Source organism: Paenibacillus sp. FSL E2-0178 (genome assembly GCF_038593005.1).
GTDB classification, from domain to species: Bacteria; Bacillota; Bacilli; order Paenibacillales; family Paenibacillaceae; genus Paenibacillus_AQ; species Paenibacillus_AQ phytohabitans.
Genome location: NZ_CP151953.1, coordinates 7,786,567 through 7,807,886, shown reverse-complemented (window position 1 = coordinate 7,807,886; position 21,320 = coordinate 7,786,567). Strand labels below are relative to the sequence as shown.

Here is a 21,320-nt window from a genome sequence, read left to right as displayed (position 1 = left end):
AGGAGATTTTCAAGAAAATTATTGTATTTCGTACAACAATCCGCCCGAACACCTATATATTTATGCTTCCGAGTTGTACTACGTACAACATTTATACAACTGGTTACTTTTGGGGTTTGCTGCACACTTAAGCGTGGAGATATTGGGCATGGTTTTGGAGCAACGTTGCGACAAAATCAACAAGCCCCAAGCAAAAGACGTTTGCGAAATACCGCAAACGCTTAATTTGCACCACCCCCACCTGGGTGAGGTGATGGGAGTAACGAAGGTAAAGTTTGGAACTGGAGGAGCGGCAGCACCCGGAGAGTCCTTGCATTCAATCGAAATGTAAGATGAAATTTGAACTGTTAAGCTGATAAAAAGGGAAAGTAACGGAGGGGATTTTGGAACTGTAGGAGCGATAGCGACCGCCTTTGTCTGCGGATTTCTACCGCGATGAGCGGTTTAAACCAAGAAATCTGCAGACAACAGCGGCCGGAAGTCCAAAACTCACCGCAGTTACGGCCAAGCCTTATCCCCAGGTTCCACAGTTCATCTTACATAGAGCATTGAACGCAAAAACTCCGGGTGCACCAGCACCCGGAAGTCCAAACATTCGCAGTTACGGCTAATCACCGAACCACAATTATTTCTTCGAAGAATATTTACGCATATCGAACGATACAGCGGCGATGATGATAAGGCCTTTGATGATCAGCTGGTAGTAAGGGCTGATGCCGATGAAGGTCAGACCGTAGTTGATCAGGGTGAAGATGATAACACCGACCAGAACACCTGGAACTGTACCGATACCGCCGGTAGTGGATACGCCGCCGACTACGCAAGCCGCGATGGCGTCAAGCTCGTACATGTTACCATAGTTGTTGGTAGCGCCGCCTGTTCTTGCAGCTTCAAGCACACCTGCCAGACCGTAAAGGGCACCAGCGATAGCGTAGATGTAGATCAGGTTCTTGGATACATTGATACCGGAAACCTTGGCAGCCTGCATGTTGCCGCCGATAGCGTACATGTTTTTGCCCAGCTTCGTTTTGTTGAACAGCACCCACACGACGGCCGCGACCGCCAGGGCTATGAGGACAATGTAAGGTATTGAATATTGGCCACTGCCGATAAAGCCGGAGCCGATTTTGGTGAAGTCAGGACGCAGACCGCCGATAGGCTGGGATTGGTTAGGGTCCATATCGAAGTACAGGGAGTTCAAACCGTACACGATAAGCATGGTGCCCAGGGTTGCGATAAATGGCGGAACGTTGAGCTTGGAGACGATAACCCCGTTGATGAGACCACAGAGCAGACCGGCAACAATAGCAATCAGGATGGGCAACCATACCTGTACTTGCGGCAGATCAGGGAAGAAGCGGCGTGAATAATCCGGTATCTGCAGCATGGATGCGGAGATAACCGCTGTGAAACCAACCACGCGGCCTGCCGACAAGTCGGTACCGGCTGTGATGAGGATAAAGGCAACCCCAAGCGCGATGATAACGCGTGTAGACGACTGAATCAGTACGTCACGCAGGGTGTTGATGGACATGAAGCTTGGTTCATATATGATGATCCCCATAATCAGCAGTACCAGCACGATGTAAATTGCGTTTTGAGTCACAAAGGACTGAGCTTTTTTAACGTTCATTAGTAGTGATCCCCCTTAAAATTACGCGAGCATATTCTCCTATCCGTACTCCTTAATGCTGTGCAGCGAGACGCATAACTTCGGTTTCCGTAGCTTGCTCGCCTTCTAGTATTCCTGTAAGCCGTCCTTCCGACATCACCATTACACGGTCAGACATCCCCAGCAGCTCAGGCATTTCCGAAGAAATCATGATAATGCTCTTCCCCTGCTTGGCCAGGTCGGCAATGATGGTATAGATTTCGAATTTGGCACCCACGTCAATTCCGCGTGTCGGCTCATCCAGCAGCAGGACTTCAGGCTCTGTAAGCAGCCATCTGGCCAGTAGCACCTTCTGCTGGTTACCGCCGGAGAGATTCATAATCTGCGTTTTGGTGGTTGGTGTCTTGGTGCGCAGCTTCTCAATCATTTTATCGACTTCAACTTTCTTCTTTCTGCCGTTCAGCAGGAAGTAAGGCGTCTTATAATGGTCAAGGTTGGCGATTGCACCGTTCTCATGAACGGACAGTACCGGGAAGATACCGGTTACACGGCGTTCCTCGGTTAACAGCGCCAGGCCATGTTTCTTGGCATCCTGCGGCGAATTGATCTTCACCTTCTTGCCTTCAATTGAGATCGAGCCGGATTTAATGGCGCGGAGTCCGAATAATGCTTCAATAACCTCTGTTCTCTGCGCACCGACAAGACCGCCGACACCGAGAATTTCACCGCGTCTCAGCTCAAAGGATACATCCTTAAAGGATCTTGGCTCCGGTGAAGTCAAGCCTTCCACCTTCATATAGACTTCGCCTGGAACATTAGTGCGCTCAGGGAAGCGGTTAGTAAGGTCACGGCCGACCATTTTGGAGATAATCAGATCCGTGGTAAGCTCGGCCGACGGCCAGGTACCGATCTTTTTACCGTCACGCATGATGGTTACTTCATCAGAGATTTCAAGAATTTCTTCCATCTTGTGAGATATATAGATAATAGCTACGCCTCTTTTTTGCAGATCCCGGATAATCCGGAACAAATGCTCAACTTCTACACTGGTTAAGGAAGAGGTTGGTTCATCCATGACAATGACGCGTGAATGAAAAGAGACAGCCTTCGCGATTTCAATGGATTGGACCTTGGATACGGACAGCTTGCCCACCAAAGTTTCGGGATTCAGATCGATATCCAGATCTTTAAATAAATTTTCCGTGTCCGTGAACATTTTTTTGTGGTCAATGAACTGAATCGGCCCGATGCCCTTGGTCGGAAAACGTCCTAGCCAGATGTTCTCCATGACACTGCGGAAAGGTACCGGGTGCAGCTCCTGGTGAATCATTGAAATTCCGTGCTTAAGTGCATCGTTGGAGTTAGAGATGGTGGCCTTCTGGCCATCCAGGAAGATCTCACCGGCATCCGGTGAATAGATTCCAAAGAGACATTTCATCAGTGTCGACTTGCCTGCGCCGTTCTCGCCCATAAGTGCATGAACCGAACCCGGTCTAACCTTTATGCTGACTCCGTCCAGCGCCTTAACGCCGGGAAATTCTTTAGTAATGCCGTTCATTTCCAGCAAAAACTCAGCATTTGCCATGTTGTTACGCCCCCTACGCTTTTTTTCTTTTTCCATGAGAGGCACAGCGGTTCCATCCTGTTCCCTACCCGAAAGGAATTCCGGAGAGCGGGTGACCGCCCTCCGGGATTTTTGTTTATGAAGCTTATCTGTATCTGGAGCAATCTAACTATTATTGAGCGTCAGCTACGTTGTCTTTAGTGATCTTTTTGTAGGAGATCCATACGTATTGGTTGTCAGTGATGTCGAAGCCTACAGTTTCTTTGGTAGGTGTTTCGCCTTTTGCCAGCAGGGAAGCCAGGACGATTGCCGCTTTACCCTGGTTGTTGGCATCGTTCAGTACAGTACCGAGCATCGTTCCGTCTTGCAGCGCTTGAACCGCTGGAGCAGTCGCGTCAACGCCTACAACCGGCATGTATTTGTCTCCTGAGAAGTACCCTTGAGCTTTCAGAGCTTCGATTGCACCGAGTGCCATGTCATCGTTGTTGGCAAGAACGGCTTCAATCTTGTCGCCGTGGGAGCCGAGGAAGGCTGCCATTTTTTCCTGTCCTTTTACGCGATCCCACATTGCAGTATCTTCAGCCAATTTCTCAACCTTGATGCCTGCATCTTCGATAGCCTGGATGGAGTAAGTAGTACGCAGCTCAGCATCCTGGTGTCCAGGTTCGCCTTTGAGCATTACGTACTGCAGCACGCCGTCGCCGTTCTTGTCAGCTTCAGGGTGAGCCTTCCAGTAGTCAACGATCAGCTGGCCGGACATTGTGCCGGACTCTTCTGCTTTCGCGCCTACATAGTAAACTTTATCCCATTTCTTCATATCTTCGGGAAGCGGTTCGCGGTTCAGGAAGACAACCGGAATGTCAGCTGTTTTTGCTTTGTCGATGATAACGCCTGCAGCTGTGCGGTCAACCGGGTTGATCAGCATGCCGTCATATTTTTTGGTGACGAACAAATCCACCTTGTCATTTTGTGTAGGCTGGGAATTCTGGCTGTCTACGATATCTACAGTAGCGATGCCTTTGGCTGCAGTATCGATGGCGTTACGGACACCCGTCATGAAAGTATCATCAAATTTGTAGATCGCTACGCCAACCTTTGGAGTTTCAGCAGCGGAACCGGAGTTTGCTGTTGCAGCAGCGTTGCCTGTGTTAGCTTTGTTACCAGTGTCAGCAGCGTTGTTGTTGTTGCCGCCGCAGCCTGCGAGAGCAGCACCCAGCAATGCACTAGCAAGTAAAACGGAAGTGATTTTTTTCATAATCAATTGACCTCCTGAGGATATTTCTTTTGTTATCCCGGTGTGTCCCGGGTACATCCTTATTATGCCCTACATGAAAACGGTTGCGAATATAAAATACTACTCATTTTCATGAAAATTCTAATGTTTAAAATCTGATTTTCTCCTATCTGACAAACGGGAACAGCAGCTTCTGGTTCTCGGGCCACAGCATATTCTCCAGATCAATCAGCTTGGTGCCTGTGTCCACCCGCTCCGGAATAGTCGCACCCTCAAGCGCTTCTACGGCGTATTTCACGGCTAAATACCCGTTGCTGAAAGGGTTCTGGATCACGGTCGCCTGCACCGTGCCATCCTGCAGCGATTCCATCATGGAGGGGGAACTGTCAAACGCAACCATCTTTATGTTGTCCAATCTTAAGCTTTGTATTACTTTGGCTGCTCCCTGGGAAGCAATTTCATTCAACGTGGCAATCCCGCGCAGATTAGGATGCTTCTCCAGCATCTCCCGGGTCAGGGTTTCGGCCTCCACCGTGCTTGAGGAAGTGTAGGAGATCTGCACCACTTTGACATTCGGATAACGGGCTGCGTAATTGAGGAATCCTTTCTCGCGCTCATCCGCATCCCTGGCCCCGTAATCAATGCTGCCGCTGGAGTCCGGCGCAACATTCAAGGAGGAATTGGTGAAGTTAATAATTCCGATCTCGCCATATCCCTGCAAAAGCTGGATCAGCCGCTCCGCGGACTTCTGTCCGGCTTCATAACCATTCGAACCTACATAGGCTTGAACCCTGGCCGATCCGACTTCCGCATCCACTGAAATCACCGGGATTTTGTAATATGCAGCCTGGTCTACGACCTGGGCTAATCCCATATAGCTGCTGGCAGCGAGAATAATAACATCCGCTTTCTCCTTAATGGAGTCCTCCACCATCCCCACCTGCTCATCGATATCACTTTCCGAGTCCGGCGCTTTGAACGTCAGCTTGACATTGAATTCCTTCGCTGCTGCTTCCGCACCCAGCTTCACTGTATTCCAGTAATCCCCCTTGTTCATCTTGACAATCAGGTGGATATTACGTGTCTTGCTCGTATTGATATAAGCAGGCGACGAATTAAAGCAGGAGGACACGGAGATCCAGAGCACCCCGCATAGCAGCAAGGTCAGCCAAAAACGTATGCTTCTCACCGGTTGGTCTCCTCCTTCTGCTCATCCATGTCTTCTCCGGCCAGCCGGGCAGGGAACACAATGGTGACGATAGTACCTTCTTCAATTTCACTCTGAAAGGTTAGTCCATATTCGCGGCCATAATATAAGCCGATCCGTTCATGAACATTCCGTACGCCTACGCCTGAGCCGCTTCCGCTTTTGACGCCTCCGCTAAGAATCACGTTCATCGTTTCTACGGACATCCCGAGACCGTTGTCACTGACCTTGATAATAATGAGCCCGTCCTTAAGCTCTGCGCTGATGGAGATCAGCCCTTCATCCGGCATCATTTCGATCCCATGGTAAAGTGCATTCTCAACGATTGGCTGCAGGATCAGCTTAACCGTCTGGTACTGCAATACTTCATCCTGTGCCGTTATTTCGTAACGGAACTTATTTTTGAAACGGAAGCTCTGAATCACCAGGTAATGGCGGATATGATCCAGCTCCTCCTGGATAGTAATAATATTCTTGCCCTTGCTCAGACTGATCCGGAAAAATTTCGAAAGGGACTGAATCATCGTGACGACCTCATCCGTTTTGCCGCGTTCTGCCAGCCGGATGACCGAATTCAGTGTATTGTATAGAAAATGAGGGTTGATCTGCGACTGCAGGACTTCTAGCTCACCTTTGCGTTTGGTCTCCTGCTCATAGATGATCTGATCCATCAGCTGCCGGATACGCTGGAGCATCATATTGAAGCGTTTGGACAGCTGTTCCACCTCATAGGCGCCGCTGACATTAATCGGGGTATTGAGGTCTCCCTCGCCCACCTGCTTAACCGTGCGCTCCAGCTTGCGGATCGGACTGGCAATCAGCCAGGACAGGAACACAGATACGGCAACCACACACACCAGGACAACTGCGAGGAACCAGGACAGAAATTGGTTCAGGTCGCGTTTGGTCGTGACAATCTCATCGTAGTAAGCGACCCCGACGATCTTCCAGCCGGTCTGGGCCAATGTACGCACGGTAATAAACCGCTTCTCTCCGGTCGACTCATCCAGATAGCTGCGGAAGGCATATTCCAGCACCGGCTCCACATTCTCATATTTGAGGCCGGCATAGATCAGCTGCTGCTGCGGATGGTAGACGATATTCCCTAGCGGATCGAGAATGTAAGCGTATCCTCTTTTACCGAGCTTCACTTGCCGGCTCAGCTCATCAATCGTCCTGAAATTGAAATCCAGCAGCAGGACACCGGTTTTCAGCTCGCCCTTCTCCCTGTACTGAATCATTTTGCTGATCGATACGACCCAGGTATACCGTCCCTTGAATAAATTCTGAATATGCGGGGCTGAGTAGGATATCTCCGAGGTCCGCTTGGCCGTGGTGAACCAGCTCTGGCTCTCCAGCTGAGTGTTCAGGCGCATGCTTTGACCAGGCGTACCTACTACATATTTGCCCTGCGGTGTAAAAACAGCCATGGATACCAGGTCCTCACGGCTGCTCATCAGTGTGTCCATGCGTTCATAGAGCAGCGGAGAGTCAATGGATTGACTCGTGGTGATCTGCTTCTCCGCCGTCTCAAAAATGCTGCCCATCCCTTTAACATACAGCTCCAGATTATAATTCACCTGCTCGATAATCTGCTGCATGTTGAGATTCGCATTCTCCTCCGCCGTGTTGGCAAACTTGCCGTAGAGCATAATGCTGACGATCACTGCAACGGCTACCGTTATCGCAGTGAAGGTCAGAGTAATGATGAGCTGGATGCTCCGCAGCTTGGAAGACAGGCGGATTTTGCCTCTCTTGCGGGGCTGCGGGCGAAGCGGAAAGAAAGTACCCTTCGGCTTGGTCATGAGTTATCCTCCCCGCGAGCTGTTCTTATACTCTTTGGGTGACTGTCCGTATTTCTTGCGGAAGCAGAAGCTGAAATAATTCGGATCGGCAAAACCGATCCGCTCGGCGATTTCAAATGCCTTAAGCTCGGTCGAGCGCAGCATTTCCTTCGCCGCCTCCAGGCGGATCTGCAGCAGATAGCTGACAAAGGTCATCTTCATTTCTTTCTTGAAAATACTGCTGAAATAGCCTGTGCTGATATGCAGATGCTGGCATACCTTGCCGATGGAAATATCGGACTCCTCATAATGGGCCCGGATATAATCCTTGGCCTGGTCAATCAGCTGCTTATAGCTTGACTGCCGCTCAGAGGCAATGGTATCCATCAGCCGGCTGCACACTGTGATAATCCACTGCTTGGCATCCCCCATATTATTGAACTTATTGAGCTCGGTCAGCGATGAAATGCCGGAGCCGATAAAGTCATTCGTTTCACTGCCGGATTCCTTGGCCACCCGCAGAATCGATGTAATGATCTCCAGCAGGAAAATCTGATAATCCTGTGTCGAGACCTGCGCCGTATCCAGTCCCCCGAACAGCTCGTCCACCACTTCCCGCAGCTCCTGGACTGTACCCAGCTTGATCGTGCGGATCAGCGACTGCTGGGTCAGCTCATCATAGGCCAGCATCTGGCTGGATCTCGACTCCACATCCTCAATCCAGATCACGCGGTTGTTGCCGAGAATCAGCCGGTAATCCAGTGCCTGCAGCGCATCCCCGAAGGAATTGAACAGCAGGGACGGCATCCGGCATACCGTTCCTGCACCAGCAGTCACTGTAAGCTTCAGGAAACGCTGTACATTCTGGCGGATTTCTTCAAGGATAGCGAAGGTTCTGCCTGTGATTTCGCTCTCATCGGTTCCCTGGCTGACCGAGAGCAGCACCACATCATCGCGGTGGATGAACACCTTGCCGAAGCTGTGCTTCTGGCAGATCTCCTCGGCAATGTTCAGCACGGCAAAGAGCTGCAGATTACGGTCTCCGGTGTCACGCAGGGATACCCGCCCCGCCTCAGGAACGCCGGAGCTTCTGTCCGGGCGGATATAATCAATACTGATAACAGAGGATTGGAATAACTCCCCGCTCAGATTGATGCCGTATTCTGCGCTTTTCTCGGCAATTTCCGCGGAGCGCAGACGTCGTGACACCAGGGAGGACAGGAACTGCTCACGCAGCACGGGCAGGCTCTTGCGGTAATGCTCGCTGAGCACGAATACATTTTCCTTCTCGGCAATCTCTGTCTCAATCGCGGCTCTAACCTTCAGCAGGACATCAATTAGCTCCTGGGAAGAGAAGGGCTTAAGAATATATTCATCAATCTGCAGCTTAATCGCCTTCTGGGCATATTCGAATTCATCATAGCCGGTCAGAATGATTATCTTCGTGTTAGGGTGACGGCTGCGGATCCATTCCGCCAGCTGCAGTCCGTTCATGAACGGCATCTGGATATCGGTAACCACCACATCCGGCAGCAGCCGGTCTATCGCATCTGCGGCTTCACGGCCGTTCTCGGCCTGTTCCACCACTTCGAATCCGTATTTCTCCCAGTCGATCTGGGCGATAATACCTTCTCTTACATCTTCCTCGTCTTCGGCGAGAATTAATTTATACATGCTTCATCCCTCTTCGGATATGGTTTGGAGTTTTACAGCATTATAATAGCTGATTCAGTAAGCTCAATCTATGTTTAAATAATGAAAGCTGTAGCAGCGGATCAAGTCAAATACGGGGAGCAATTCACTATATAGGCTGAATGCATTTATTGCAAGTAAATATTATGTACATACATAGTGCAAATCCATTTCAGAATGAAATTCCCCGGACCGCCTGACGCCGCTACATTCCCTGAATCACACTCTTATAGGTGAGGTACGGTCCATCCCGCTTCATGATCAATAAGTGGAATTTGGACACTTAATTTCATCATATAATCTGTCATCACCATTGTAAGTGGAAAAACAACACTTAATCCCTTGATTCGGGCACCAAGTGACGGATGCTGGATGAATAAATGTATTTTTTCCAACTACTGTTCAAGAAACGTCTGTTTCGGCAAATTTAAATGCTCTTTTTCCACTAATTACTTGAGGAAACGGCTTTGTCGCCGTGAATCATGAATAAGGATGATACCGTTTCAGCAGGAAATAGATGGATATGTTATCGGGTGAGACTTATAAATTCTGTATTCCGGCATAAAAAAAACCATCCCGCTTATGCCGGGATGGGGATGTTCGGTTACGTATAGGAATTATAGCAATGCTTTGTTAAAGCGGTAGCCTGCTGTCTTTTCGAATCCGATATGGCGGTAAAAAGCATGCGCCGGTGCACGTTCGACGCGGTTGCCGCTTCGCAGGAACAGCTGGCAGCAGCCTTGATGGCGTGCCCATTCTTCCGCTGCGGATACGAGTCTTTTGCCAAGGCCCTGTCCTCTAAGTTCCTCTGATACGATCAGCGCGGTAATTTCCGTAATACAATCTGCATGTTTGTAATAGGACTTCACCTGCCGGAGTCCGATCATTCCCACAACTTCGTTATTGAGTTCTGCGACCATTGTGCAGTGGAGCGGATCATGCTCCATGCCTTCCATTCTCTCTTTCATCACGCTAAGCGTCGTCGGATAGCCGAATTCCCGCAGAAGGGCTGTAACTCTCTCCAGATCATTCATGCCACATTTGCGAATTTGCAGTACCTGCTCCTGAGTACTACTGTTCATCCTCGTATACCTCCACTTTTAGCATAGACGCCGCCTGCTTGGCCGTCGTCCGCGCGATTTCCACATCTTCCGCTGAACTGAGTGTTACTGCCATCCGCCGTCCAGGGCGGATCTCCGGTTTGCCGAATACACGGACTTGCGTTCGGGGAAAGGTTAGTGCCTTATCTATCCCGGTTACCGCAAAAGCTTGTCCAGTTCCTTCGGCCTTCAGGGTAGCTGAAGCACCCGGTGTCAACAAACGTACCGATTCCAGCGGAAATCCAAGAATGGCTCTGACATGCAGAGCAAATTCCGACAAATCCTGCGTAATCATTGTAACCATACCTGTGTCATGCGGTCTGGGTGATACTTCGCTGAACAGTACCCCGTCCGGGGTCAGAAACAGCTCCACTCCAAAAATCCCATATCCGCCAAGCTCATCCGTAACGGCCCGGGCCATCGACTGTGCTTCGGCAAGCAGCGCTTCACTCATCTGATGCGGCTGCCAGGATTCCACATAATCGCCATCCTTCTGGATGTGGCCGATCGGCGGACAAAATACGGTTCCGCTAACCGAGCGGACGGTAAGTAATGTAATCTCACTCTCGAAAGTGACAAAAGCCTCTACAATGACGCGTGTACCTTTGGCACGTGCTCCTTCCAGAGCCGTATTCCAGCATTCTGCGGCATCCTCAGGTGTCCTGCAAATACTCTGTCCCTTGCCGGAAGAGCTCATAATCGGCTTGATCACACACGGTGTTCCAAGCTCACTTACGGCCAGGCGAAGTTCGTCCAGACTGTCAGCGAACCGGTATCCGGCGGTCGGCAGACCCAGCTCTTCAGCCGCAAGGCGGCGGATGCCTTCCCGGTCCATCGTCAGTCTAGCGCTACGTGCGGTCGGGACCACGAGGAAACCTTCTTCCTCCAGTTCCACCAGCGCTCCGGTAGCAATAGCTTCGATCTCGGGGACAATCAAATCCGGTTTCTCTGAACGGATTAATTGCTTCAGTGCCTCTGCATCCAGCATATCCAGTACATAAGAGCGGTGGGCTACACCCATCGCCGGTGCAGCTTCATAACGATCCACAGCTACGGTCTCTACGCCAAGGCGCTGAGCTTCGATAATGACTTCCTTACCCAGTTCACCGCTGCCGAGCAGCAGCAGCTTCTTGCTCCGGGCTGAAAAAGGAGCTCCCCACATTGTCGACTCCAACCTCTTTTCGCAAATTTGACTGCCGACTTCTCTATTTCTGTAAATTGTCGCAGTTTCATTGTAAATTTTCAGGCTTCTTTATTTTCATCCATCAACCAGCAGATTGCAAGCGTTCTTCGACATTTTCCTACAAACTTCACAGATGACTGTCCACCATATTGACGAAAGATTGCTCCATGAGCGATAATTCGCCGGCAATTTGGCCCCAGTGCTGCGCTGAATCACCCCCTTTCAGGAGTTCCGACATGGCCGCTTCCTGCTCGGCCAGACCTTCACGCAGCTGCTCTGCGGCAAGGGAAAGTGCCGCCGCTGCCGCACCGGTATAGAAAGACAGCAGCCGTTCTTCCTGGCTTACTGCCGCAGCAGCAATAGCTTCTTTGAACCAGTGCTCGGCAGCTGTACGGATGTCTGCCCGTCCAGGGCCTTCAAAGAAATGACGCGGTGATCTGAAGCGGCTCCAGAGTGCTGCCCAATCCAGCGGGGCAAGGGAGCAATCGAGCTTAGCCGGCGCAGGCCAGCGCTCGTCTGGATTCTCCAGAAGCTGAAGCTCCTGACCCGGGATGGAAAGCTCTGCGGCTGCAGCCGCAGCCGCCTGAGTTACCAGCCTGCGCCCTGCCGCCTCCAGCCGCAGGGTGGTCGCCCACAGCTCCTGCTCCAGTTCACGCAGGATACTGCGCTCCAGCTCCCGGCCGCAGGCGATGAAGATGTCTTTCAGGTGACCGCCCTCTTCCCGGAGGATAGAGGGATGGAACGATTCCTGAAAGGAACGGCCGAAGGAGAAGGACAGGCGCTGCCGGACATGATAGAGAAGCTCCTCACCCTCGCGGCGCAGATCCCGGATGGGCCGCTCTTCCCGCTCAAGCTGTGCCAGCCGGAGGCCTGCGTCATCCCGGCGCTTCCGGAACCGCCGGAGCCCTTCTTCCCGCTGGTCCGCTGCCATAAGCGCCATATGCTGCCATTCCTCCGCGCGGAGCCGGACCGAGCTAAGGCTATCCCTCGCCGCCGCCAGTGACAGGCGCGGCAGCTCCTCACCCGCAAATTCAGACAGCGCTTCTTCGAAGCTGCTGAATCCGGAAGCCTCGTAGGACTCCCGTACCCCGCGCGACTTGCCCTCCAGCGCGAGCAGACTGGACAAGGCATAGATCCGCGGGGAGGTCAGGCCGCCGGCACGCAGATTCTGCGTCACATGCTGCTTCACTTCTTCCAGCTCTGCCTCGTCTGAAGCGAGGTCGGACGCATTGATGATGAAGAACATTTTATCCAGGGCAAAGCTGTCCTTGATTCTTCCCAGCTGGGCCAGGAGACTGCGGTCGGCTTTGGAGAAGGCATGATTATAGTAGGTCACGAAGCAGATCGCATCCGCATTCTTCATGTAGCCAAAGGTTACACCAGTATGCCGGGCATGTAAGGAATCCGCTCCGGGGGTGTCAACCAATACGATGCCGCTCCGTGTCAGAGGGCTGTCATAATAGAGGTCGGTACTCTGCACGAAGCAGGCCCGTTTCTCATCGGCTACCAGGCTGCGGTATTCCTGCAGGCTGACTGTACGCTCTGTTCCGAGCAGCGGGCCGGATTCCTCCCAGCCCGCTGCCGCTGCGCGCAGGAATCCGGCATGCGGCAGCGAGGACGGATGAAGCCCGCCGGTCTGCAGGCGGGCCACCGCTGCAGTCCAGGTTGAGTGCTGCGGTGGTGCCAGCTGCAGCACACTGAAGGAATGGAGGATATCGTCCCAGAAATCATCCGCTGACTTCATGGTCACGGCCGCAGTCGCGTGGGCGAATCCGCCCTCCGGGGCCAGAATGCGGCCGACGGCAGCCGTGGCGGGATGCGGAGACACGGGCAGCACTTCTTCGCCCAGCAGGGCGTTGGCGAAGGAGGATTTGCCGGCGCTGAATGCTCCGAACAGCGCCATCGTGAAGCGGCCGCCGGCGAGGTCCTCCGCCCGCGCCGCCAGGCTGCGCGCAGCCGAGGCCATGGCCGGCTCGCGGCGCAGCAGCCCGGCCGCAGCGTGCAGCGCCGCTGCGGCCTGCGTCAGCCGGCGGCGCCCGCCCGCCGGCTGTGCCGTACCCGCCGCCCACGTTGCGGCGGCGGGGTGTGAAGCCGCTGCGCTGCGCGGCGGCTTCACGGGGCTGGCGGCGTAAGGCGCGCCAGCCGTTAGGGCCCTCACCTCCGGCAGGACGCCGGGGGTGAGGGTACGGCGCGGCGGCAGCAGCGCCGCGAGTTCGTCCGCGCGGGCGGCAGCCGCGCGGTCCAGGGTGGCCAGCGCGGCGTGCGCGTGCGCCTGCCGCAGCAGGGCCGCTTCGCGGCGCGCGAGCTCCGCGCGCCGCTCGTCCAGCAGCGGCGGCAGCTGGGCCAGCAGCTGCTCGCCGAAGGCCAGGGCCGCGCGGCGGAACTGTGCCTTAATCTCTGCCGCAAGCGCGCGGCAGAAATTAAGCAGCGCCTCGCCCGACGACCCGGTTCCCGGCTTGACCTGATCCGCCAGCCACTGCTGGCTCACCGCCGGGAACGCCTGCTTCAGCAGCGGCTCCGCCCCTTCCTGCCACAGCCCTGCGCCTTCAGCCCAGTCACGCACGAGCTGGAGTATATGCCACTCCAGCTGGGCAGTGATCTCTCTCTGCTGAAGCCCGTGCCAGTGGAGAAGCCGCGTTGCCTGCTCCTTCTCCCGCTTCGCCGCGGTGAACAATAACCCGCGCCGGAAACCGGGGCTGCTGCTCTCGATATAGGCTCCAGCAGCATCCCTTACATCGGCTGGCATCAGATTGCTGTTGCCAAGCAGGGCATCCAGCTTACTGCGCAGCTCCAGCCGCATCTGCTCCGGCAGCTGCACGAGCAGCTCTTCCGCCTGCGAAACCGCCCGGATCTCTGCCTCCACCTCTTCCTTATTCGCACCCCCGGCCGCTTCCAGTAACTGAGAGCGCTCCTCCTGCTGCTCCTCGCGGTAAGCCGCAAGCACCGCAGCTGCCGTATGGTGCATGGAACGGGACAGACTGTAGCCGAGCAGTTCTCCGCGCTGCTCCAGCAGAGCTGCAATTACCGCGAGCAGATTATCCCATTGGTTCAGAGGATGATCCTTCACTTTGAGTGAAGTGAACAACAGACCCGCGGAATGAATTCCCCATTCACGGAAAGCGCTTTCCACTTGTTGCCGGTATTCCACTATGGAGATTTCCAGTTCTCTGTGCTTGTCGATCTGGTTGATGATAAGGTACAGCGGCTTGCCCCAGTCACTGAGACTTTTGGCAAACGCCAGATTATTCTCCGATTGCACATGGTTGTAATCCATGACGTAGAACACGGCATCAGCCAAATGCAGCGCCGAGTGGGTCGCTGCCTGATGCCCCTCATCCGTGGAATCCACCCCGGGAGTATCCATTAGAACGCCGTGCTTCCCCAGCAGCGGGACTTCCTCCCAGACCTCAATCGCTGAATATTCAGCGCCCTGGCGGCAGTACTCCTGCAGCCGGTCTGGTGTAGTCTCTATTGCCGGGGCAGAACTCCCACGTGCCTCCGGCTCTGCATAAAGCACTACCCGCGGAGCCCCGCTGCGGATCGATACGATATTGGCGCTGGTCGGAACCGGACCTGAAGGCAGCACTGCTTTTCCGCATAGGCCATTAATCATACTGGATTTACCTGCGGAGAAATGTCCGCAGAAGGCAAGGGTCAGCTCCCCTGCCTGCTCTTTGAGCATCAGATCTGCAGCTATCTGTGCACTATTCTGTTCGCCCCAGCTCTCCAGCTGCTGCTTCAGCAGCATAAGCGTTGATGTACCGGATATTACTTCTCTCATCCTGCTCCGTTCTGCTCCCACGACAACCCCACCTTCTGCAATCTACAACATGTGCATCCAATTATATTTATAGATAATAATTTATAGGCTTCGGGCTTCCACTTATGTGAAGCTATAACATTAGTATGTTTATCTGATCAGCAAGAATAGAATAATTACATTTTATCATCAGATTGTCACAAATCAACTAGCCGCTTTTACAAAATCAGCTATAATCCTTCACGAAAAACAAGACTTCGCTGGACTAATCCCCCCTTGACAGATGATTCCAGATTTATTACTATATCCATATCGGATATATCCAACTTAGATATAACCAACTTGGATATACAACTAAGGATCTTCTATTATCGGACAGGAGGTGTGTAATGACCAAGAATAACCCATTGCAAATGGAGCAATTATCCGACTCAGCTTATTATATTCTGCTCGCGTTGCTCACTCCGAAGCACGGCTATGCAATCATGAAGTACATCGAAGAGCTAACCGAAGGCGAGGTCAGAATGGGACCCGCTACACTCTATACACTAATTAAGAAACTGCAGAAATCCGGCTACATTCTATTGAACGAGGATGAGGATGAGCGGCGCAAGACCTATCAGATTACTTCAAGCGGAACGGCTCTGGTGGAGGCTGAGATTGAACGGAGACTGCGCATGTCGAGGCACGGGAACATAGCACAGCTAAATGCTAAGGAGGCGTTGACTCATGAAAAATAATAAGCAGACACGGTACATTCCGTCTAAAGGACTGGCTTTTGCCGAGCAGAATGAAATGAATAAATTAAGCAGGTTGTCAGAGAAAGGCTGGCTGCTGGAGCGGTTCTCCCTGTTTGGTTCTGGCTTCATTGTCCGCAGAGGTCCAGCGCATAAGCAAATTTATTGTCTGGACATCCAGCATGTGCCGCAGAAGGACGAGAATGAGTACCGTGAAATGTTCGCTGACAGCGGCTGGGCTTATGTGTGTTCCGCCGGGGATATGCATATCTTCGTTGCTGAACCGGGAACCGTTCCCATTCATACAGACCGCTCAACACTCTATGAGAAATACCGCAAAATCACCCGTACCAGCAAAATTTTCGCTATTGTAGTCATGCTGCTGACGCTCATCACTTGTGTGCTGCTATATCTTTCCCGACAGGTGTGGGACCATCAGCTGCTTCAAAACATCTCGCATGTTTCCCTGCTGCTGTGTGCCGTGTTCTTCCTGCCTTCTCTTATGGTTTACATCGCCTATTCTCTAAGGCTTAGAGCGTTCTCAGATTAGCCAACCACGCATATAACACCTAACACACTAAGGCCTTATCTTCGATGTTTACTCAGGAATTTGCCGGGCCCCAAACCTATATATTCTTATATTTTAACGCAAAGAGCCGGCCCAAGGGCCGGCTCTTTGTACATATGAATTGCTATTAAGCTGTTTCCAGGACTGGAAGCAGGATTTCGAACACTTTACCGTGCTGCAGAATAGTGAGGCCGCGGGCTTTGTCCTTCATTACAACCACTTCAGGTTTCACGGACATACGTTCCAGGTAGAACTCAGGCACATCGCCGGAGTGACTGATTGTGATGCCCTCTACTTCCTGCTCTTCATTTTCTTCCATAGGGCTGTCCACCACACGGTCAAAAATATCGGAGAACGCTTCAAAATTATCGGTGTATACAGAAATGCACTTCATCTCTATCCCATCCTCTTCTTCATCTCTAAATCTTTGTTTGATTTCGTATGAACCTTATCTTTCCTGATTACAGCGGTTTTCATACGTTTTTTGCCTTCCCGGCATACATCCAGCAGCGGGCAGACCTGACATTGCGGATTCTGCGACTTACAGTGATAACGCCCGAAAAAGATCAGCCGGTGGTGCGTTAGCGTCCATTCGTCACGCGGCACCGCCTTCATCAGCTTTTTCTCCACTTCCAGCACCGAATCTTTCCAGCCCGCAAGCGCGAGCCGTTTGGCTACCCGTTCCACATGAGTATCCACGGCAATGGCCGGTACGCCGAAAGCGTTGGATATGACCACATTCGCAGTCTTGCGGCCGACACCCGGTAAAGTTACCAGCAAATCATGGGCCTGAGGCACTTCGCCGCCATACTGCTCAATCAGAATGGAGCAGAGGTTCTGAATATGCTTGGCCTTGTTGCGAAATAAGCCAATCCGCCGGATATCCCGCTCGAGCTCTTCAAGCGGCACTGAAATGTAGTCGATTGGAGCTTTGTACTTCTGAAACAGGTCCTCGGTCACCTTGTTCACTGTTGCGTCCGTACATTGGGCCGAGAGCAGCACCGCTATGGTTAGCTCAAAAGCGTTACTATGGTTCAGCTCGCAATGCGCATCAGGGAACATGCCTCCGATGGTATCCAGGATGTGGCGGACTTCTGCAACTTTCATAGCGTCCCCTCCACGGAGTACTTACACCCGAAGTTGATCACTCGGGCATAACTTCTCTAGATAAAAGAAATATAAGCAAAGAATACATTATATCGTATACTTCCATAGCGTTCAAGTGAACACAGCGCTGTCCTTATATTTCAAAAAAAACGTCTTGATTCAGGGCAAAAGCCTGAATCAAGACGGTGTTTCACACGGAAAATCACCAAAACGATTATTGTTTCACTATTTCCACGATCTTGTCGTTGTTGAAATACATTATAATATTATCATTTTCTTTGAGAGATTGCACGGGTAAAGTCGTGTCACCTTGATGAATATATGCGTTTGCCGCAAGCACAAACTTATAATTTTCATTCAGAGTAGCGCGTTTGGTCATCACTTCATTGGTCGCAGTCTCATAACGCGAGAAGGTACGGCTAAGCTGACTGAATACCGAGATTATGATTACCCCGCTGGCATCCTTACGCGCTAATACCCGGTCCGCTGTAGTAAGGCCGCTCAGATCAGTAGTGGTTACACCATCCCGGGTAATTCTCACCCCTGCGCTGGCGGTGAAATTCTGAGACACTCCGGAATAATCCTTCACGGTCAAGGTTTTCGCTGCAGCGTCCACTGATGAGATTTGTCCGGAATACTGCTTAACCGACTGCAGCGATAATGCTGTAGTCCCGTCAAAGTTAATGTTCACATAATCGCCAGTCTTTATCTCACTAAGAGTAATTGTCTGGCCGGCTTCATTGCTAAGTGGAACGGCCGCTACGTAAATATCGCTGGTTCCACTGCCTGTTTTGACAGTGACTTTGTTGGTATTGGCATTCACTCCTGCAACCTCAAGCTGTGCAGATGAAGCTACCCGCAGGACCGAAATTACCTCTTGATTGCCGGTGAGTATTGCAGTTACTGGTACATTCACCGAAACATCTGCCATAGTCGCACCTGTTTTGCCAAATATATCTACGGCAAGCGGATAGCCCATGGTCATCAGCTGGCCATTACTCATTTTGAAAACAATGGTCCTAGCCGAAGCATTAATCGCAGTCAGTGTACCGGAATATTTGGTTGATAGCTCAACCGACAGTGCCCGCTCATTAATGGCAGTCACATCCACTTTCCGGTTTTCGGCAAGTCTTGCACCCATACTGGTAATGGAAGTTGTCGGAACGCCATCATAAACCATTTTAGTACTTGTATCCAGTTTTATTACATGTGCTTTTCCATCATTATCAGTAAAGGTAAGGAATTGTGTCTTCGCATTGAAATCAACCACCGTTGCTCCGGTAAACTGATTGATTTGCCGGCTGACCACCTCAATTTGGGTCACCTGATCACTGCTGTTAAGCGTAAGCTGAACATTGTCTCCGCCAGTTTTATCAGAGATAAGATCACCAATCACAGGATTAGCCACATTCGGAATTACAATTACCGGTTTGCTGGCCAGAAGTTTAACTTCACGGCTTCCATCCGTCTTTTGATAGACAATAGTAGAATTCGTCAGCTCATAGATAAAGCCCTTAACAGTACGCTCTACACCTGAAGTAACTTCCACAGAACGGATCACGTTATCCTTGATTGTGTAGGAGACAGCAGCACCTGCCTTCATATCAGCCGGCAGAAGAATGGAATTCTGGGAGCTGAATAGGGAAACTCCATCTTCCCACTTGAAGCTTTCCGTTGTTCCGTCTGTATTCTTGAACGTTATGCTCTTGGAAGCCGCATCTACATTATGAATTGTGCCGGTTGCAGTCTTATTAACTACGCCAGAGGTCACTTGGACCTTCACCACTTTATGAGAACCGCTGTACGTTTCACGTGTTAATCTTATTTTGCTGCCCGCAGTAATTGATGACGGTTGGATCACTGACCCATTCACATCGGTGAATACAGTTTCGGCATCATAGTCATATTGATCGTAACCCAAAGCTGAATCCACCCAGACGATACCCGAAGAGATCTTGGTAAACGTCCCCTCCGCCTGATCGAGTTGTTGTGTAGGATCTGTCAGTTCTACATATGCTGCGTTATAGGTTGCTCCGATAACAGTCACCTTGGTGTAGGGCTGTATCTCGTTCAGAGAGATGCGGGTCTCCGAAGTACTTGTGAAATAAGCAGTGTTCGCATTCAAAGTGAAGTCCGTAGTGCTGCCGTTATTGAATAGTGTCAGCTTGCCGTCTTTCAGTGAACTTACCGTTCCTTTGAATGTATTGTCGTAGTCAAGCGTGTTGTGTGCCTCAGCACGGCTGAAGAAGGTGGCTAGCTGGGCACGGGTAACTGCGCCCTGCGGATCGAAGCGGTTGCCGTCCAGTCCATTGGCCAGGCCCAAATCAACTGCGGTGTTAATATAGCCGCGCTTATTCGCAGATACCTTGGAATCGTCGGCAAAACCGGTCGGTTCACCCGCTGCCGCTGCTGCTGATGCACTCTTACCCAGTGCCCGGACCAGTAATTCTGCGACCCACTCGCGGCTGGCCTTGCGCTCTCCCCAGGAGTTCTTCAGGTTATCTGCAGCCATTTCTACTGTCTTATCCAGCAGTCCCTGCTGAAAAGCCAGCACAACATAAGGCTTGTAGTAGTTAGTTACAATGAAATCAGCAGGAAGAACCACATCTGTGCTTGTGTTCACGTTGCCCTGCAGCTTCATAAAGCGCAGCGCCATCAGCACAGCCTCTTGCTGCGTAACAGAGTCACCCGGACGGAATAAACCGTTATTCCCCACAACGATGCCTTGGGTTGCCAGCTTGTAGATATGTTTCTCGGCCCAGAAGGCTGTTTTGACATCACTGAATATTCCTGCAGCTGTTGCTGCTGACTGGGGAGTTACGGCTGCTGCCGGCGTTCCGGTTGATGTGGTGTCGGCAAAAGCTGCTCCCGTGCCGCCAAGCACCATAGTGCCGGCCAGAACGGCGGACACCGCTTTAGCAGAATAAGATTGAACCTTACGCTTTAATTTTTTGTGACCGGACAATTAGATATTCCCCTCTCTATGGCTCATCTGAATTTCTATGTTGCCTACTTCGTCAGCCATTGGCCTATTTCCTGCGCAATGCTTACAATCCGTTGTTCTCACGCGTTATTGGATGCACTAGATCCACATGCCCCATCAGGCTCTCCACTTGTTCTCCGTCTACCAGAACATCGATATTCTTCACTTCTTCAAACTGGAAGAAGGTCTGGGACAACGCGCTGATTGCCAGGGCCTCACCGCCTGCACCAAGCTGTGCTTCATCCGGCTTATGGATATCCAGGACAATCTGTCCATTCGTGAATTCCAGAGATTTCAGCTCAATTTTGCTCCACAGCGGAATCTGGTCGGCATTCTTGCTGCTCTGAAGAGCCTTAAAGGCCTCTGTGTATTTGTCTTTGGCATCTGTGAAGCTGACAGAGACTTCGGCCGCCACCAGATCTGTCTGCTGCGGATCTGTATAATAGACCTTGATATTCTGGCTCTGCTTCTCTGGCGCTGCCGGCTGTTCAGTAGCTACAGGGGCTTCCGTGGCTGCCGGTTCCGGCGTACTTGTAGCCTGAGGTGCATTAGTGCTATTAGCGTTGCTGTCGTTCCCTGCGTTTCCTTCAGCTCCGCTCGATACGGAGGATGAATCCTGTCCCGCTGCATCTGCCGGTGAGGCGGTTGGTTTGTCACCGCATCCCGAAATTACTGCGAGCAGTAATACTGCTATACCTGCATATGTCAATTTCTTGTTCATCACTAAATAACCCCCTCCATATGAATACGGGCAGGACAGGGCCGCAAAGTCCTCTGACCCCAATCTAT

General features: G+C 51.7%; 15 protein-coding genes. 2 read left to right on the top strand and 13 right to left on the bottom strand.

All coding sequences use genetic code 11. The features are described from left to right. Positions 1-625 precede the first annotated feature (625 nt). The 9 genes from mglC to MHI42_RS33580 all read right to left on the bottom strand — a co-directional run bounded on the left by mglC (position 626) and on the right by MHI42_RS33580 (position 15,157). A complete protein-coding gene (gene mglC / locus MHI42_RS33620) occupies positions 626-1,633 on the bottom strand; it encodes a galactose/methyl galactoside ABC transporter permease MglC (protein WP_039307739.1) in 1,008 nt (335 codons plus the stop codon). A gap of 52 nt (positions 1,634-1,685) precedes the next feature. Beyond that, entirely contained in the window at positions 1,686-3,197 is a 1,512-nt protein-coding gene (locus MHI42_RS33615) for a sugar ABC transporter ATP-binding protein (RefSeq protein WP_171716632.1), read from the bottom strand. Positions 3,198-3,348: 151 nt separating this feature from the next. Next, positions 3,349-4,431: a galactose ABC transporter substrate-binding protein gene (locus tag MHI42_RS33610; RefSeq protein WP_342421985.1), complete on the bottom strand. Its 1,083-nt coding sequence runs from the start codon at positions 4,429-4,431 to the stop codon at positions 3,349-3,351. A gap of 145 nt (positions 4,432-4,576) precedes the next feature. Beyond that, a complete protein-coding gene (locus tag MHI42_RS33605; RefSeq protein ID WP_342421984.1) occupies positions 4,577-5,599 on the bottom strand; it encodes a substrate-binding domain-containing protein in 1,023 nt (340 codons plus the stop codon). Continuing rightward, complete coding sequence (locus MHI42_RS33600; RefSeq protein WP_342421983.1) at positions 5,596-7,422, bottom strand: sensor histidine kinase; 1,827 nt, start codon at positions 7,420-7,422, stop codon at positions 5,596-5,598. The genes MHI42_RS33605 and MHI42_RS33600 overlap by 4 nt, the downstream gene beginning before the upstream one ends. 3 nt (positions 7,423-7,425) lie before the next feature. Beyond that, entirely contained in the window at positions 7,426-9,075 is a 1,650-nt protein-coding gene (locus MHI42_RS33595) for a response regulator (RefSeq protein WP_342421982.1), read from the bottom strand. Between the two features lie 635 nt (positions 9,076-9,710). Beyond that, positions 9,711-10,175, bottom strand: a complete 465-nt coding sequence (locus tag MHI42_RS33590) for a GNAT family N-acetyltransferase (protein WP_042138559.1) — start codon at positions 10,173-10,175, stop codon at positions 9,711-9,713. After that, positions 10,165-11,355: a formate-dependent phosphoribosylglycinamide formyltransferase gene (gene purT, locus MHI42_RS33585; protein ID WP_342424851.1), complete on the bottom strand. Its 1,191-nt coding sequence runs from the start codon at positions 11,353-11,355 to the stop codon at positions 10,165-10,167. The genes MHI42_RS33590 and purT overlap by 11 nt, the downstream gene beginning before the upstream one ends. Positions 11,356-11,503: 148 nt before the next feature. After that, the gene (locus MHI42_RS33580; RefSeq protein ID WP_342421981.1) at positions 11,504-15,157 is read right to left on the bottom strand and encodes a dynamin family protein; all 3,654 of its coding nucleotides are present in this window, start codon (positions 15,155-15,157) and stop codon (positions 11,504-11,506) included. A 368-nt stretch (positions 15,158-15,525) separates the two neighbouring features. Here MHI42_RS33580 and MHI42_RS33575 point away from each other — a divergent pair, with 368 nt between their 5' ends. Both MHI42_RS33575 and MHI42_RS33570 read left to right on the top strand, forming a co-directional pair. Further along, a complete protein-coding gene (locus MHI42_RS33575) occupies positions 15,526-15,876 on the top strand; it encodes a PadR family transcriptional regulator (protein ID WP_342421980.1) in 351 nt (116 codons plus the stop codon). Continuing rightward, positions 15,866-16,423, top strand: coding sequence for a DUF2812 domain-containing protein (locus MHI42_RS33570; RefSeq protein ID WP_342421979.1), 558 nt, complete (start codon positions 15,866-15,868; stop codon positions 16,421-16,423). Before MHI42_RS33575 ends, MHI42_RS33570 begins: the two co-directional genes overlap by 11 nt. 145 nt (positions 16,424-16,568) lie before the next feature. On the opposite strand, the gene MHI42_RS33565 is transcribed toward MHI42_RS33570, so the two are convergent. The 4 genes from MHI42_RS33565 to MHI42_RS33550 form a co-directional block, all read right to left on the bottom strand. Continuing rightward, entirely contained in the window at positions 16,569-16,835 is a 267-nt protein-coding gene (locus tag MHI42_RS33565; protein ID WP_039308864.1) for a hypothetical protein, read from the bottom strand. 2 nt (positions 16,836-16,837) lie between these two features. Continuing rightward, the gene (nth, locus tag MHI42_RS33560; protein WP_042138565.1) at positions 16,838-17,548 is read right to left on the bottom strand and encodes an endonuclease III; all 711 of its coding nucleotides are present in this window, start codon (positions 17,546-17,548) and stop codon (positions 16,838-16,840) included. A gap of 214 nt (positions 17,549-17,762) precedes the next feature. Continuing rightward, positions 17,763-20,513, bottom strand: coding sequence for an S-layer homology domain-containing protein (locus tag MHI42_RS33555; protein WP_342421978.1), 2,751 nt, complete (start codon positions 20,511-20,513; stop codon positions 17,763-17,765). Between the two features lie 82 nt (positions 20,514-20,595). Then, positions 20,596-21,252 carry a GerMN domain-containing protein gene (locus tag MHI42_RS33550; RefSeq protein WP_171716639.1) on the bottom strand — a complete coding sequence of 219 codons (657 nt, stop codon included), beginning with the start codon at positions 21,250-21,252 and terminating at the stop codon, positions 20,596-20,598. Between the last annotated feature and the right edge of the window lie 68 nt (positions 21,253-21,320).

What these genes read in the sequence shown, in the direction of transcription:
- MHI42_RS33550 (WP_171716639.1), bottom strand. Translation starts at nt 21,252, where the DNA reads ATGAACAAGAAATTGACATATGCAGGTATAGCAGTATTACTGCTCGCA.
- purT (WP_342424851.1), bottom strand. Translation starts at nt 11,355, where the DNA reads ATGTGGGGAGCTCCTTTTTCAGCCCGGAGCAAGAAGCTGCTGCTGCTC.
- MHI42_RS33615 (WP_171716632.1), bottom strand. Translation starts at nt 3,197, where the DNA reads ATGGCAAATGCTGAGTTTTTGCTGGAAATGAACGGCATTACTAAAGAA.
- MHI42_RS33610 (WP_342421985.1), bottom strand. Translation starts at nt 4,431, where the DNA reads ATGAAAAAAATCACTTCCGTTTTACTTGCTAGTGCATTGCTGGGTGCT.
- MHI42_RS33595 (WP_342421982.1), bottom strand. Translation starts at nt 9,075, where the DNA reads ATGTATAAATTAATTCTCGCCGAAGACGAGGAAGATGTAAGAGAAGGT.
- nth (WP_042138565.1), bottom strand. Translation starts at nt 17,548, where the DNA reads ATGAAAGTTGCAGAAGTCCGCCACATCCTGGATACCATCGGAGGCATG.
- MHI42_RS33580 (WP_342421981.1), bottom strand. Translation starts at nt 15,157, where the DNA reads ATGAGAGAAGTAATATCCGGTACATCAACGCTTATGCTGCTGAAGCAG.
- MHI42_RS33590 (WP_042138559.1), bottom strand. Translation starts at nt 10,175, where the DNA reads ATGAACAGTAGTACTCAGGAGCAGGTACTGCAAATTCGCAAATGTGGC.
- MHI42_RS33575 (WP_342421980.1), top strand. Translation starts at nt 15,526, where the DNA reads ATGACCAAGAATAACCCATTGCAAATGGAGCAATTATCCGACTCAGCT.
- mglC (WP_039307739.1), bottom strand. Translation starts at nt 1,633, where the DNA reads ATGAACGTTAAAAAAGCTCAGTCCTTTGTGACTCAAAACGCAATTTAC.
- MHI42_RS33565 (WP_039308864.1), bottom strand. Translation starts at nt 16,835, where the DNA reads ATGAAGTGCATTTCTGTATACACCGATAATTTTGAAGCGTTCTCCGAT.
- MHI42_RS33600 (WP_342421983.1), bottom strand. Translation starts at nt 7,422, where the DNA reads ATGACCAAGCCGAAGGGTACTTTCTTTCCGCTTCGCCCGCAGCCCCGC.
- MHI42_RS33570 (WP_342421979.1), top strand. Translation starts at nt 15,866, where the DNA reads ATGAAAAATAATAAGCAGACACGGTACATTCCGTCTAAAGGACTGGCT.